Origin of the sequence: Kaistella carnis, assembly GCF_003860585.1 — a bacterium.
Taxonomy (GTDB): Bacteria; Bacteroidota; Bacteroidia; order Flavobacteriales; family Weeksellaceae; genus Kaistella; species Kaistella carnis.
In genome coordinates this window covers 1,436,751-1,452,332 of sequence record NZ_CP034159.1, presented here as the reverse complement: position 1 = coordinate 1,452,332, position 15,582 = coordinate 1,436,751, and the positions used below count along the sequence as shown (strand labels likewise).

General features: G+C 34.4%; 12 protein-coding genes and 2 pseudogenes. 5 read left to right on the top strand and 9 right to left on the bottom strand.

Going from position 1 to position 15,582, the window contains the following annotated elements; genetic code table 11:
• Positions 1-56: 56 nt before the first annotated feature.
• From EIB73_RS06600 to EIB73_RS06575, 6 genes are all read right to left on the bottom strand, one after another.
• Positions 57-275, bottom strand: coding sequence for a hypothetical protein (locus EIB73_RS06600; RefSeq protein ID WP_125023770.1), 219 nt, complete (start codon positions 273-275; stop codon positions 57-59).
• Between the two features lie 84 nt (positions 276-359).
• On the bottom strand, positions 360-2,678 hold the full coding sequence (locus tag EIB73_RS06595; protein WP_125023768.1) for an outer membrane beta-barrel family protein: 2,319 nt from the start codon (positions 2,676-2,678) through the stop codon (positions 360-362).
• A 465-nt stretch (positions 2,679-3,143) separates the two neighbouring features.
• Entirely contained in the window at positions 3,144-3,467 is a 324-nt protein-coding gene (locus EIB73_RS06590; RefSeq protein ID WP_125023766.1) for a type II toxin-antitoxin system PemK/MazF family toxin, read from the bottom strand.
• Complete coding sequence (locus EIB73_RS06585; protein ID WP_125023765.1) at positions 3,458-3,703, bottom strand: AbrB/MazE/SpoVT family DNA-binding domain-containing protein; 246 nt, start codon at positions 3,701-3,703, stop codon at positions 3,458-3,460. Before EIB73_RS06585 ends, EIB73_RS06590 begins: the two co-directional genes overlap by 10 nt.
• Before the next feature lie 217 nt (positions 3,704-3,920).
• Entirely contained in the window at positions 3,921-4,469 is a 549-nt protein-coding gene (locus EIB73_RS06580; RefSeq protein ID WP_125023764.1) for a hypothetical protein, read from the bottom strand.
• A gap of 230 nt (positions 4,470-4,699) precedes the next feature.
• Positions 4,700-5,647 (bottom strand): alpha/beta fold hydrolase, encoded by a 948-nt coding sequence (locus EIB73_RS06575; protein WP_125023762.1) that lies wholly within the window; start codon positions 5,645-5,647, stop codon positions 4,700-4,702.
• Between the two features lie 117 nt (positions 5,648-5,764).
• Between EIB73_RS06575 and EIB73_RS06570 the strand changes: the two genes are divergently transcribed.
• Both EIB73_RS06570 and EIB73_RS06565 read left to right on the top strand, forming a co-directional pair.
• A complete protein-coding gene (locus tag EIB73_RS06570; RefSeq protein WP_125023760.1) occupies positions 5,765-7,213 on the top strand; it encodes an IS1182 family transposase in 1,449 nt (482 codons plus the stop codon).
• Between the two features lie 92 nt (positions 7,214-7,305).
• Positions 7,306-8,508, top strand: coding sequence for an IS256 family transposase (locus tag EIB73_RS06565; RefSeq protein ID WP_125023758.1), 1,203 nt, complete (start codon positions 7,306-7,308; stop codon positions 8,506-8,508).
• Between the two features lie 365 nt (positions 8,509-8,873).
• Here the strand turns inward: EIB73_RS06565 and EIB73_RS06560 are convergent, their stop codons facing one another.
• Positions 8,874-9,455: a DUF7010 family protein gene (locus EIB73_RS06560; protein WP_125023757.1), complete on the bottom strand. Its 582-nt coding sequence runs from the start codon at positions 9,453-9,455 to the stop codon at positions 8,874-8,876.
• 354 nt (positions 9,456-9,809) lie between these two features.
• On the opposite strand from EIB73_RS06560, the pseudogene EIB73_RS06555 reads away from it, so the two are divergent.
• Positions 9,810-10,751 (top strand): annotated as a pseudogene (locus tag EIB73_RS06555) (tyrosine-type recombinase/integrase).
• Positions 10,735-11,841 carry an IS91 family transposase gene (locus EIB73_RS06550; protein ID WP_125023755.1) on the top strand — a complete coding sequence of 369 codons (1,107 nt, stop codon included), beginning with the start codon at positions 10,735-10,737 and terminating at the stop codon, positions 11,839-11,841. Before EIB73_RS06555 ends, EIB73_RS06550 begins: the two are co-directional and overlap by 17 nt.
• A gap of 247 nt (positions 11,842-12,088) precedes the next feature.
• On the opposite strand, the gene EIB73_RS06545 is transcribed toward EIB73_RS06550, so the two are convergent.
• Positions 12,089-12,949 (bottom strand): CPBP family intramembrane glutamic endopeptidase, encoded by an 861-nt coding sequence (locus tag EIB73_RS06545; RefSeq protein ID WP_125023754.1) that lies wholly within the window; start codon positions 12,947-12,949, stop codon positions 12,089-12,091.
• Between the two features lie 360 nt (positions 12,950-13,309).
• Here EIB73_RS06545 and EIB73_RS15180 point away from each other — a divergent pair.
• A pseudogene (locus tag EIB73_RS15180) lies at positions 13,310-14,328 on the top strand (IS91 family transposase).
• 248 nt (positions 14,329-14,576) lie between these two features.
• On the opposite strand, the gene EIB73_RS06530 reads toward EIB73_RS15180, so the two are convergent.
• Positions 14,577-15,359: a leucine-rich repeat domain-containing protein gene (locus EIB73_RS06530; protein WP_125023748.1), complete on the bottom strand. Its 783-nt coding sequence runs from the start codon at positions 15,357-15,359 to the stop codon at positions 14,577-14,579.
• Positions 15,360-15,582 lie beyond the last annotated feature (223 nt).

The following is a 15,582-nucleotide window of genomic DNA, read 5'->3' as shown; positions in this document are numbered from 1 at the left end:
CCATTTTTTTAAAGCAAACTTCAATATGATCTTCCATTTGTGACCAGCCGGAGAGATTAGATGTTATTTTTTTTTTCAGGCTTTTGTGCAAAATTATTTAGATAATCCATAATATTATTCAATTCCTTATTCGAATACTTTGTACTCTGAAATCGGATTTTATTACTTCCTATAATTTTTATAACTTTTGCTTTACCATTTTCCAATTTTCCTTTAATATTTATAACTAAATTTCCTTTTTCGTCTATGAATCCACCACCAAAATAATCAGGCATCTTTTCACCGTAATGTTTTAGAAGTTTACTTAACTTCTCATTTGCTTCCCACTGAAAATCTGCATCTGCTTTTCAATTTTTGCATTAAATCCTGTCCACAGTTTCATTGATTTGCTTCTCTTTATATTCTGAATTTGAAACTTTTCCAAAGTTGTACTTTATTCCTACAGAAAGAGTTGGCGTATTTCCATAAAAACTGCCTTTCGTTATGATTTTGTCATAACTTAATTTTTGGACAAATGTATTTTGATTGAAAACATCATTGTAACGCAAAGTGAAGTCAAAATTTGAAATTGATTTAGTCAATCCCAAATTTAATAATACCATTTTGTTGTACTCATAAATTCCTTGCATTCTTTTGGTAATCCAAGTGCCATCTAAAAGAAAATTAAAGCCTTTTCCAAGTTTTATCGTATTATTTGTATAGAGATAAAGATACGGTGTGGATTGTTTTATAACTGCAAGACGGTCTTCTGTTTTTGAATAATTGATGGATAAACTATTCTGGGAAGTTAAAATTTTATATTCAAATGGAACATCCAATCCTAAACTTGCCCCACTTTCTTTGTCAAAATTTTTGGTAGTAAACTTTGATATATTTTCATTTTCATTATAAAAAAGTCCGAAGCCTATGGGGTTTTTGCTTTCATACACAGAAGCATTTATTGCCCATTTTTTCAAGTTGATGCTTGCTGAAAGTTCGTTGGTGTAAGAGGGCAAAAGATCTGGATTCCCTTGATATTCAACATATGGACTGCTGTATAAACCGCCCGAAGCTAGATCACTATAACCCGGTCTGTCAATACTTTTTTTAAAGTTTAGCGTATAGATGTAATTCTCATTTTGTTTAAAGGATAATTCTGCGCTCGGAAACCAATCGACATAATGTCTGGAAATATTTTTCTCCTTCAAGATCTGGTAAAAACCATTTGCGGATGTTGTTTCCAAACGAATGCCACCCTTAAAACTTAATTTTTCTTTTTCACCTGAAAACTCTGCATAGGAAGCAAAATTTTCTTCATTAAAAAAATATTTAAAATATTCTAAAGGTTTTGTGTTTCTATAATCAATAACATTATTGGTCGTGGCATCTGCTTTGGTAAAAATACCGCCAATTCCCAATTGGTAGTTTTCCTTAATTTTTTTCTCGATGTCAATTCTTCCCGAATAAGCATTCACTGCATATTTTTGTTTTCTAAACTGGCTAAAATTGTACCCAGAATTATCAATATTGTTGTAAAAGTCCAGATCTACATTATTGCTTTCCCGCGTATATTGCAAACCTGTGAAAATAGTAGCGTTTATAGATTTCAATTGCTTATTATAATTAAAAATAGAATTGATAGTCGCTCTTTTTCTGTCCTGCGGATTTAATGTTAATATTTGAGATTTCAGTCCGTTAACTTCATAGTTCGTGACCGTATTATTATCACCTTTATCGGGCCTTAAATTTCCATTTACGGTAAATGTTAAGTTATCTCCATCATTCAATTCCTGATATAAGCTGGTGCCTAAAATGACTTGTGGACGGTTGGTAATTGAGGTAATGATATAGTCCGACTTAATATTTTTGCCGGGAACAGAATAATCAAAACCATTGCTTTCCCAATGTTGTATTTGATTATAAGCAGCATTTAGTTTCCATTCGGTTTTATTTTTTTTCTGCTGAAAATTGGCTGAAAAATTATTGCTGAAACGTTTGTTGAATACAGCTGTTTCGTTCAGCGTTAATTTATAGCCTTCTTTTCTACTGTTTTTTAATATAATTTTGATCACCGCTTTTCCTGCTGCTTCATATTTTGCTGAAGGATTTCTGATGATTTCAACAGATTTAATTTCATCAACAGATAAGGCAGACAAAACATTGAAATCAACTTTTTGGTTATCAATATACAAAAGTGGACTGCCTTTGCCTACCATCGACAAACCTTCTCCATTTGCATCTACGTAGATAAAAGGCAATTTGGCCAATAGATCTGTGGATGTTGAAACTTTACTTAAAGAGGAATTTGCGATCTCAATATTGATATTTCCATTTTGAACCTTGAAAATATTTCTAGTTCTTGCAATTTGAACTTCTTCAAGATTGGAAATTTTTTCTTTAAGAATTATATTAAAAGTAAGATCGGAGGAAAGCTGAAACAGGGGTTCATTTTGTGTGATATCATTTGATACAATTTGCAGGTAATATTGACGGGGTTTGAGTCGGGAAAATTCAAAATTCCCATTTTGTACAATGGTGGTTCTTACGAGTTCATTATTTGCAGTAAAAAGATAAATTTCAGCTGATGAAATCTTATGATGATCATTGTTCGTAAGCTTACCGTTTATTTTTAAATTTTCTTGTTGTGCAGAAATATTTAAGCTCACTAATAAGGTAAGCAGTTTAATTAATCTAAACATTGTTGAAAGTAAAATTTTTAATTGTAAATAAATTTTTTCCCTATATTAAAACAATTAGCAACGGGAAATCATTACATCCTACACTGGCTTTTTTTCATGCAGCTAACGCTTTGGTATCTATGCCAGTAGGATAAAAAAATGAAACTTCTACTTGCAAAACTTAATTAATTGCTGATAAAGTTCCTGAGTCCTTCTAAAAAACTGCTCTACTATTCTAAATTCTAAAAATCATAACCCCATAAAGTTACCAAGTGGGGAGGAAAAGCTCACTGGAGGTGAGCCTGTCCAGAGCGTAGCGAAAGGATCTAACAGGCTTTACTTCGTAATTTCTATTTTTTAAAGGTCTTAGTGATTTATCAATTCATTTGGCTTCGCCGAACCTTCGGTTTCTTGTCTTTCAGGCGAAACGACTCGAGGCACAGCCGAACAGAGCGCAGCTAAAGCTTAGTTATTACCTGTGGTTTTTTAATCTACAAATGTTTCTTTTATTACACTTTTTACTTTTTGAATTTCTTTTTCAGACAATTCTCCAAAAATTTTTGAAATTCTTCGCTTGTCAACAGTTCTTATTTGGTCAATCATAACGCAACCTTTAGTTTTATTTCCTTTAATTTCAACTCTGGTAGGATAATTTTTGGAACTGCTTCCAATAGGTGCAATAACTATCGTTTGCAAATATTTATTCATTTCATTTGGCGAAAAAATAAGGCATGGTCTTGTTTTCTTAACTTCGCTTCCAATTGTTGGATCAAGATTAACCAGTACAATTTGATATTGTTTTAATTCCATTCGTCAAAATTTTCGTCTTCAAAAACATCATCAATTAAAAGTTGATCGTCTCCGTTTTCGTGCATTTCTTTAAATGCTTCTTCCCAATCTTTCCTTGGTTCCGCTTTAGGTTTCAAAATTATAAAACCTTTTTCGAGGATAATTTCAATTTTGTTCTGAATGTTATATTTTTCAAGAATAGTTTTAGAAAGTCTAATTCCTTTCGAGTTTCCAATATTTATAACAGATAATTCCATAATTCTATATTTTGTTATCACAAAGTAATTACATTAATTTCAATTAGGCAAATTTTATTTTGGAAACGGCTATTAAAATCGCTGGTAACGTTTCGTGTATGAGCTGTGGCGTGTTTCGGCACAGACCTTTCCTGATAAAAACTGGCTTTGGAAAATCCGCAGGATTTTCCAAGTGAGGACTGACCAAGCCATAGCTTATATACTTTGTTGTGTAACGTTATTTTAGTTTTTCTAATGATTTCAAGATTCTTTTTTTGGTTTTGTCTGTTTCTAAAGGACTATTATCATAAACATATCTTTCAATCATTTTCCACTTTTTATTTTTATTGTCAATTACATACAACATCATAACTCCTCTGTTTATATCTCCGAAATAACCATTTATCGATATAAAAATTGAATTTTCATATTTGTCCGTAAGAAGTTCAGTTGGGGCATTTTCAGTTTTATAACTAATTCCTCTTTCTAATGACGAATTGATTGTTCTATAATCTTTAAATAGAAAAGGGATTTCAATATATTCTGCATTTGGATATTCTGATTCCAAAGTTTGAATTGTAAAATCTGTTAAGTTTTTCCTTTTGTCAGGATGCTCAATAAATGAAAAATTTGACCTTTCCTTTATTTCGATATATGGTGTAATTATACTTACACTGTCCTTGTTAATAACAAAATTTCCATTTTTGTTATTTGATTCCAGCGTATTTTTTTTAGTGGAACATGCCACTAAAATAAAAGTTAAAATAAGTATTGTTATTTTTTTCATAATCTCGACTAACGTCCAATTTTTTAGTTAACAAAATTACCACAAAAAATTCCGTTAGCTTGAGAAGTTAATCGGATTCTGATGTGGGGAATGTCGCATAACGGTTGGGTATTTCTGCAGGCGGGCTAAAAATATGAAATCTTTCTACTTGCTAATAACTTAATTAATCGATAAAATCTTCGATGAAAACTTCATACCCGCTTGTAGAAATATGTTACCTGTAGTTTCTTTTATTCACGAAACCATTTTTTTATTTCCTTAAATGTTTCAGTCGGTTGTTCAATCCACGGAAAATGTCCGGCTTTGTCTATGATTACTAACGTGGATTTGGGAACCCAAAAATGTAATTCCTCAGCAAACTCCTCTGGATTATTTGTGTCGTATTTACCGTTAATAATCAAGACTTTAGTTTTAAGGAACCTAACTTTCTTCTGAATTTCCAAATATTTTTTTCTTTCATCACTAGTTTCTAGGTAATATTCATTTCCAACAGGTTTTCTTCTTCCTGCTTTTGTAATTTCTGATACAATAGGGATCACATTCTGCGAGGTTTTCTCATTATATGTCCACCATTTTGTCTTTGCAGTAGAAAGGTCATTTCCGTTTTTATCAAGAGTTGTATTTTTTGCAACCATATAGTCCCAATCTTCAATGACTTTTGCAAACCATTTAGATTCTGCTATTCTTTTTTTTTCAGAATTTTTCCTTCGTTCAATGGATTCGTTTTGAGTTCCAACTAAACTTGTTCCTGATAAAATGAGCCCTGCGATATTTTTTGGATATTCCACTGCATATTGTAGAGCAATCGCACTTTGGTCAGAATGCCCAAAAAGCCAAATTTTGTTTGCGCCAATTCTCTCTCTTAAAAACTCAATTTCTTTTACTGAATATTCTGGTTTGTAAAATTCAATTTTAGTTGGGGCATCAGATTTTCCAGTTCCACGAGAATCATAGTAAACTATTGTGAAATTATCCTCAAGTGGTTTTAATGTTAATTCATAACCGATTTTTCCTGAACTCGGGTGTCCAACCAACATAATAGGACCTTTTCCACGGACTTCATAATTTATATTTAATCCATCAATTTTCTCGACATGGTTTCCAATTTCAAGTTTTGAGTTTGAAGCACAAGAAATAAGAAAGATTGAAACTATTAAAATTCTAAAAATTTGTTGCATTTACGAGGTTTTGGATGAAATTGCTGGTAACGTCAGTCTGTGAAAAAACCTCCGTTTATTACTTCAAAAATAGCTAAATTATTTCAATAATACGGGAGGAAATTCGTATATTTAATAATGCAACACATCACAGGAATAGCCCGCAATCAAATGGTTTTTACAAGTTTAGAAGATTCGATTTCTGAAGATAATTCGGTTCGGTTTGTAGATGCCTTTGTTGAGAATATCGATTTAAAAGCATTAGGTTTTGAACTGCAAATGCTAAAAACGGAAGGACGAAGGAGTTTCAGTACGCAAACATTTCTCAAAATCTATTTGTATGGTTATCTCAATGGACTTCGGAGTTCACGGAAACTCGAAAAAGAATGTGTGCGCAATATTGAATTACAATGGCTTTTATTTGGACTTGTACCCAATTACCACAGCATTTCTGATTTTAGAAAAAACAATCCGTCGGGTTTAAAAAAGCTGTTCAAAGTATTCGTTTCTTTTTTGAAAGATGCAGATCTAATTGCCGGAGAAACCATCGCCATTGACGGTACTAAAAGTAGAGCACACAACAGCAAAAAAGCCAATTTCAATCAAAAGAAAATCGATAAACACCTGGCTTATATTGAAGAGAAAACACAGCAATACCTGGATGAATTGGCTCAGAATGATGAGAAAGAAAATAGTGTGACAATCACTAAGATTCAGGAAAAGATTGAAAGATTAAAGAAAAATAAACTCGGCTACGAAGTCTTAGAAGAAAAACTAAAAGCAAGTGGCGAACCTCAGATAAGTACTACCGATGAAGATTCACGAGCACTGTTGGTTCAGGGGCAAGTTGTAGAAGTAAGTTATAATATTCAAGCCGCTGTTGATGCTCAATATAATTTGGTTGTGGCTACACACACCATTAATCGTAATGATCGTAATGCTTTGAGCGCAATTGCAATTGAAGCTAAGGAGAATTTGGGAATTGAAACATTCACTGCTTTAGTTGACAAAGGCTATCACAATGGTCGGGAAATCACCCAATGCAAAGAGCAAAACATTATCACCATTGTTGCGCATCCAGATCAGGGAAAAAGCAACGAAAATGGCACTCAACCAGATTATTTTGTTTCAAAATTCATTTACAATACAGACGATGACACTTACACTTGTCCGGCAAACCAAGTTTTAAAAACGACGGGACGATGGCACAAGAAAACCCGCGATAGAGACAGCTACGACTTCAAAAAATACCGAACTCCAGCTTGTAAAGAATGTCCTGTAAAATCACTTTGTACGAGCAGAACAGGAGGCCGAGAGATTGATAGAAGTCAATATGCCGATGCTGTTGCAGAAAACAATCAGCGCTACCAAGCTAATGCGCAATTATACCGAAAGCGGCAGGAGATCAACGAGCATATTTTCGGAACAATCAAAAGGCAGTGGGGCTACAATCACACGAATTTAACGGGACTTGAAAAAGTAAATGGTGAACACAGTTTAATCATGCTGGTGTATAACATCAAACGTGCGATAAATATTCTTGGAGTTCCGGAATTAATTGCCGGTAGCATCCCACTAACTGTGTAAGTTGAAAAGTTATTCTGAAAAATTTCGGGCCCTTACAAGCCCGGAAATTTTCCGGAAATAACTTTTTACTATTTTTAAACCTTTATACAGCTATGATCGACAAAGAAGAATTATTAAGCAACAAAGAATTTTACAAATCTTTTAAAAGTGGAGAAGACTTGACGTCTTTCTTCAAACAATTGCATAAAAGTGCCGTAGAGCACATGCTAAACGCTGAACTCGATGCCCATCTGGACAACGAAAAGCATGAAAAGACCAAAGACGGAAATTACCGCAACGGTCACGGAATCAAGAAAATAAAATCCTCTTTTGGAGAATCTGAAATCAAGGTTCCCAGAGACCGCAATGGGGATTTTGAACCTGCTTTAGTTCCTAAAAGACATAATATAATCGAAGGCTTGGAAAACGTCATCATCTCTTTTTATGCAAAAGGGATGAGCGTAAGCGATATTGAAGAACAGATTCGGGATATGTACGATTTTGAGGTCTCTACTTCCACTATATCCCGCATTACCAGTGCAGTAGCAAGTGAAATGGTGAGCTGGCAGAACCGTCCTTTGGATGATCTTTATCTCATTGTGTGGATGGATGGTATCGTTTTTAAAGTTCGGGAAAATTCCAAAGTCATCAACAAAACCATCTATCTGGCGGTGGGCCTGAACCGCGAGGGCAGAAAGGAAGTCTTGGGAATGTGGCTTGGAAAAAATGAAAGTTCCAGCTTCTGGATGAGTGTATTAACTGATCTTAAAGCCCGTGGCGTAGAGGATATCCTGATTACTGCTACTGACAATCTCAATGGATTTACCCAAACCATACGTTCTGTTTTCCCTGAGTCACAAACCCAGATTTGCGTCGTTCACCAGATCAGAAACGCCTGTAAATATGTTGTTTGGAAAGACAGGAAAGCCTTCACAGCAGATATGAAGCACATTTATACCGCACCAAATAAACAGGCTGCAGAAGCGGCATTAAAGGACTTTGCCGAAAAATGGGAATCCAAATATTCTTACGCCATCAGATCCTGGAGGGAAAATTGGGATGAACTGACGGTATTCTTCGACTTCCCTTTGGAAATCCGTAAGATCATCTATACCACCAACTTAATCGAAAATCTGAACGGAAAAATAAGAAAATATACCAAAAACAAAATGTCATTCCCGACAGATGATGCAGTGTTAAAATCCGTTTATCTTGCTCTCAGAGAAGCAACTAAGAAATGGACCATGCCCATTCAAAACTGGGGTATTGTTTTAAACCAATTTATGCTTATTTTTGAAGAAAGGCTCAGATTATAAAACCCAAGCCCTAACTTTTTAACTTACACACTTTGCGGGATAGTGTCATTGCCAAATTGAAGAACTGGAAGTCACCTTACAAAGCGAAAACTTGTTTTGTTTTTAGACAGACTTGTTTTGCGTTTATTTTAGCTCCTTTGGAAAATACATTATCAATTGCAGCCTAAAAAATAGCCGGTCTTAAAACGCATTTATTGAGGTGTGGAAGGTTGGTTTTCTTAAGGAATTATTGGAAAGCTGAGTTTTTTCACAGCCTGACGTTTCGTGTATGAGCTGTGGCGTGTTTCGGCACAGACCTTTCCTGATAAAAACTGGCTTTGGAAAATCCGCAGGATTTTCCAAGTGAGGACTGACCAAGCCATAGCTTATATATTGTGTTGTGGTGCGTTTTTATTCCCACTTTCTTCTTTATTTCCCCTGTTTTTCAAAATTCCGATTGTTATTATATAAATCAGTACAATTGCGAATGGTATAGCAATAAATCTATATTCGGGTAATAAATACCAAAGTGCAAGAACTATTGTCGTTCTGAAAGTTGCGTGGAAAATTCCAACCCAATGATTAATTATCCAAGAAAATGGCAACCACATTAATCCTGTCAAAATTCCGACTGTCATAGGCAATGAAGAATAATCTATAATAAAAAATGGAATTGCAATAGAATAAGCTAAAAGTGCTTGTCCAACCGTAAAAAAGAAAAGCTTGTCAAATTCGTTTTTTGGTTTTGTTTTGTCGAGGAAATCCTCGCCTGTATATTTTGAAATAAACATAGCTAAATATACAATACTACCTGTTCCAATAAAAATTGACCAAACTACTATAAAATCAGAGAAAAATATTCCAACAAACCCTATAATTGTCCAAACTATTAGTCCAGCTAAAGGTGTAGCGAGAAATTTTTGATTTGAAAATTCAATTCGTTGTTCTTCGAGAGTTCTTTTATTCATTGGTTAATTCGGTCAGTTTATCTTGTTATATTTCTCAAGTATTGTTATTAAAATTACTTTATTTTCTAAAATTTTAATGCTATTACGAATTTTTCTTAAATGCACCACAACGTTTGGGTATATGAAAAGTAGCGGCGAAAAAAACGAGAACTTTCGGTAACTAACTAATTTTGTTAATATGCCAAAATTTCAATTTAGCACAGAACCCGCTATTTTTTATATACCGTGTTGAACTAAACCTCCGGTAGCTTTTCCTGAGGCTGTTTTATTAACTTTGTTTTTATTCAACCAAAAATAAAATCTCTAAAATGGCTACAAAAAAAATCTCCGGAGGATTTAAGAACGAACGAAATTTTGAATCGCGCTTCGAGCGAAGTTACTGGTTTTTCGGAACTGATACAACGTTTCGAAAGAAATATTTCAATCCAGGGAAAAAGTCCCAGAACCTTTGATAATTACTCCAGGCATGTTGCCGCCGTAGCGCTTTACTTCGGTAAAATCCCTACCGAATTGGATCCGGAAGACATCAAAGATTATCTCTTCGAACTTCAACAACGCAGCAAAACACCTTCCCAAACCTATTTTAAACATACGGTTTATGGACTGCGGTTTCTTTTAAAAGCAGAAGGATTACCTTACAGTTTTCTGCATCTTCCGGCTATTCCACGAGTCAAAAAACTGCCCACTATTTTAAGCCGTCAGGAAGTTTGGCGCATGCTTCAAGCTGCCCAATTGCTGAAACATAAACTGCTCATCGGTCTGATTTATGGGTGTGGACTTCGATGTATGGAAGTGCGCAATATCGAACTTCATCATCTTGATTTTGACCGACAAATGCTGCACGTTGTTCAGGGTAAAGGTCAAAAAGACCGTTATGTTCCTTTATCCGAACATTTAATTCGGGGACTTAAAACCTTTATTTCCGTGGAAAATCCGACTCAATATTTATTCAATGGAAATCAAAATAGAAATATTGAAGAGATTGATACTTCCACAACGCACACCAAAGATTTTGATTCCAGATACAGTCAAAGAGGCGTTCAATAGGTCATCAAAACGGTGAGTAAAAAAGCCGGAATCACCAAAGTTGTTCATACGCACACTTTGCGACACAGTTTTGCCACGCATTTATTGGAAGATGGCGTTTCGATCATTATGGTTCAGAAACTTTTGGGTCATGAAAGAATAGAATCGACGATGGAATATCTTCATGTTTGCCAATTGTCTGACCAGAAACCGCACAGCCCTTTGGATACTGTTTTCGCTTTGTGCAGCAAAAATGGAAACCCGAAGTAGAGGCGGAAGCGTTGCTGATGTGCTTCGTAAAATCAATTTGTCGGCTCAGAATTTTACAGTTCATCAGGAAAAAACGCTTCGCGCTTTGTCGTATTGTAGAACTTCTGCCTTGGGCGGTCACATTGATGCGTGCGATGGTTGTGGAAATCTTTCCATCAGTTACAACTCGTGCCGTAATCGGCATTGTCCGCAATGTCAAGGTCATAAAAGAGAAGAGTGGATCCAGAAACGCGAGCAGGAATTATTGCCGTGCAGTTATTACCACGTGGTTTTTACACTTCCCGAAGAACTCAATAGTTTGGCGATCTCTCAACCGGCATTATTGTACAAAACCTTATTTGAAGCAGCGTGGGCAACATTAAATCAGTTTGGTAAAACAGAACAGATCCAGTTGGGAATGATTGCGATTTTGCATACTTGGGGACAGAATCTGAGTCTTCATCCTCATTTACACTGCATCGTTCCAGGTGGTGGAATTGATCACAATGGAAAATGGAAAAAGAAAGTAAGAACCGATAAATATCTCTTCTGTGTAAAAGCGATGAGCAAAGTTTTTCGGGCAAAGTTCGTGGCTTTATTAAGAGCTTCCGGAATTAAAGACCAGGATTTAATGGACAAACTCTTCACCAAAAACTGGGTGGTTTATGCGAAAAGACCTTTTGGTGGTCCGAAATCGGTGATTGAATATTTAGGAAGATACACTCACAAAGTTGCAATCAGCAATCATCGCATCAAAGAAGTTACGGATCATGAAGTTTGTTTTGGGTACAAAGATTATCGCAAAGAAGGTCAGAAAAAGGAAATGACTTTATCGAATACTGAATTTGTGCGCAGATTTAGTCTTCATATTTTGCCCAAAAGATTTGTGAGAATAAGGCATTACGGGATTTTGAGCAGCTCCTGGAAACGCGGAAAACTTCAGGATTTACAATCAGATTTAAAAATCCAGATTATAGAAGTAAAACCGAAAACTTTGCTTAAGAAATGTCGGTGTTGCAAGGAAGGAAATTTAATCATCATCGCGCTTTTCGGACAGCGTGGCCCACCTCAGGATTTTCTTGCCGTTTTTAATACCTCGTCTGCAAAATAAACTTTGTGGGTAAGGGATTTTATATCTTAAAAGTAAAGAAAAGCCGGTGAGTGCATGAAAATACCTCACCTCAGTTCCCAAAAAAAGCAGTCCTTCTAAAAAACTGCTCTATTATCCTAAATTCTAGAAACGATAACTCCATAAGGTTACCAAGTGGGGAGGAAAAGCCACCGGAGGTTCCGTTCAACAGGCTTTCATCTCGTGTCCTGCGGACAAGACGAAAGCTTAGTTATTGTGCGATGTTTTTTTAATGTAATTCGCTTTTGTCGTAATCCAATAACAACTTTTTAAATTCTTCCTTAGTCAAACCTTTTTTGGATTCCATTTTCATATTGATTAAAATATCATCTCTATTTCTCTCGTACTGACATAAAGAGTCTAAAATATGGTTAAAAGAATATTCTTCGATAGCTATTTTAAAAATTCTATTAGAAGTAGAATCAATTTGGAATTTTTGTGGTTTACTTGTGTTATAATTCAAATATTCAATATTTAATTTATAATCCTCTGTCATATGTTCGTATGGTTTTTCGAATATGGATATTAATATTGGTATAATTGTTAATATTCCGTTCCATAAAACGTGAGAAACAATAGAAGTTAAAATATTAAATCTTACTCTTAAAAAAGTTAGAAAAATTCCTCCAATTAATTGTGTAGATACTAAAATTGGTAAAATACAGTAAAAAAATGTGGAACTGTTTTCAAAATTACTACTATGTACAAATCCAAAAAGAATTATGGATATATAAACAAGAATTTTAAATAAAAAATTCCATTTATTTCTATCTATAATTTTTGAAAAAAGTTTATTGTAACGCAATAGATATCTGAAAATCATCTCTTCAGCAATTGGAACAAGAAAGGCTGTGATTAATAATGTTTGTAAGAAAGTGTTACTATTATAATCTATTCTTATTTCATATAAAATAGGTTCTACTTTATTCAAAAAATATATTAGAGGAAAAAATATTAATGCATTAATAACAAGTTCAAAACATAAAATAACGAGTATATATTTTACATTTTTTTTGAAAGTCCAATTTTCGATTCTTTGGTCAGTCGGATTTTTTATAAAGTAATAGACTTCTAAAAGAATATTTTTCATTAATATTTTAAGAGAATTTAATTTTAATACGATGTTTTGTAAAATATCGCACAACGGTTGGGTATTTCTGCAGGCGGGCTAAAAATACGAAAACTTTCTACTTTCTAAAAATTGAATTAATCGCGATAATCTTCGATGAAAACTTCATACCCGCTTGTAGAAATACCGTGTTGAACTAAACCTCCGGTAGCTTTTCCTGAGGCTGTTTTATTAACTTTGTTTGATCATAACATAAAATAAAATCTCTAAAATGGCTACAAAAAAAAATCTCCGGAGGATTTAAGAACGAACAAAATTTTGAATCGCGCTTCGAGCGAAGTTAATGGTTTTTCGGAACTGATACAACGTTTCGAAAGAAATATTTCAATCCAGGGAAAAAGTCCCAGAACCTTTGATAATTATTCCAGGCATGTAGCAGCAATTGCGCTGCATTTTAAAACTTTACCCACCGAATTGGATCCTGAACAGGTCAAAAATTATCTCTTCCAACTTCAACAGCGATCAAAAACACCTTCTCAAACCTACTTTAAACACACGGTTTATGGACTTAGGTTTCTTCTGAAAGCAGAAGGATTACCCTACGATTTTCTACATCTTCCAGCCATTCCAAAAGTCAAAAAACTGCCGACTATTTTAAGCCGTCAGGAAGTTTGGCGTATGCTTCAAACGGCGCAGTTACTGAAACACAAACTGCTCATCGGTCTGATTTACGGGTGTGGACTGAGCCTTCATCCGCACCTGCACTGCATTGTTCCCGGTGGAGGCACTAATAAACAGGGAAAATGGAAAGACAAAGTACGAACCGATAAATACCTTTTTCCGGTAAAGGCTTTGGGCAAGGTATTTCGGGCGAAGTTTGCAGCTTCATTAAAGGCTTGTGGAATTAAAGATGCTGATCTCATGGACAGGCTCTTCGCCAAAAACTGGGTCGTCTATGCCAAAAGACCTTTTGGCGGCCCGAAACAGGTGATCGAATATTTAGGCAGTACACCCACAAAGTCGCCATCAGCAACCACCGAATCAAAGAAGTAACGGATAAGGAAGTGCGTTTTGCCTACAGGGATTACCGAAAGGGCGGCGAAAAAAACGAAATGACTTTATCGAATACTGAATTTGTGCGCAGATTTAGTCTTCATATTTTGCCTCGAAGGTTTGTAAGAATAGGGCATTACGGGATTTTGAGCAGCTGCTGGAAGCGTGGAAAACTTCAGGATTTACAAGAAAGTTTAGAAGTGAAAAGAACTGTTTTTGTACCTCAAACTTTGCTCAGAAAATGCCGGTGTTGTAAGGAAGGAAACTTAATTACCATCGCTCTTTTCGGACAACGTGGACCGCCTCATGATTTTCTTGCCGTTTTCAATGCTTCGTCTGCAAAATAAACTTTGTGGGTAAGGGATTTTGTATCTTAAAAGTAAAGAAAAGCCTGTGAGTGCTTCAAAAACCTCACTTCAGTTCCTAAAAAAAGCAGTCCTTCTAAAAAACTGCTCTAATATCCTAAATTCTAAAATCGATAACTCCATAAGGTGACCAACTGGGGAGGAAAAGCCACCGGAGGTTCCGTTCAACGGGCTTTCATTTCTTGTCTTGCAGACAAAACGAATGCTTATTTATTAGCAGAAGTAGTTGTTTACCATTCCTTTTCGGCATAGAATTTTTTGTTTTTAAAATCCCAATCTATAAAAAATCCAGAATCAAGATTTTTATTATTTTCCAAAATCGAATTTCTCACCTCTTCGTCAATTTTAGAATCCAAATCTAATCTTCTTATATTTTTTAGATCCGCAATCGGAGTGAAATTTTTACTTAAAATATTACAGTTTAATAAATCTAAATGCTCTAAATTATTCAAGAATTTGATGAATTCTATATTATTTAATTTTGATTTTTTAGGAGCAAACATGTCTCCATTAATTTGTAATCCATTTAAATTTTTTAACTCTGAAACATGTTCATAATTGTCTATCTTAAAGCATTTTTCGATTGATAATTTTCGAATATTTTGAATTTTACTGATAGGTGAAAGATCAGTCAGATTAGAGAAACCTTTTAAATCCAATCTTTTTAGATTAATTAATTTAGAAATTTGAGATATGTCAGTAATGTTAGAATTCCAAATCTCTAAATTCTCCAGATTTTTAATTTGACAAATTGCATTGAAGAAAGTACTGTCAACTTTATGTCTTACTGATAAAGATTTTACTCTGTTCAAAATCTGTAAAGTTTCTAACCATTCAGCAATTATTTTTTTCTTCTCTTTAGTGGAAATATTATTATCAAAATCTACAGAAAAAAGATTTAACGTAATATTTTCTTTTTCTAATATTTTGTCTTCAAATATTTGGGCTTGGTAAGAATTTGAATATTCGTTTTTACCATTAAAAAAAAGATTCTTTTTGTATCGGTCTTTCATTTTACTATTTCTGCTAACTTTGGGTATTTCTGCAGGCGGGCTAAAAATACGAAAACTTTCTACTTACTGAAAACTTGATTAATCGCTAAAATCTTCAATGAAAACTTCATACCCGCTAGTAGAAATATCATGTTGAACTAAACCTCCGGTAGCTTTTCCTGAGGCTGTTTTATTAACTTTGTTTGATCATAACATAAAATAAAATCTCTAAAATGGCTACAAA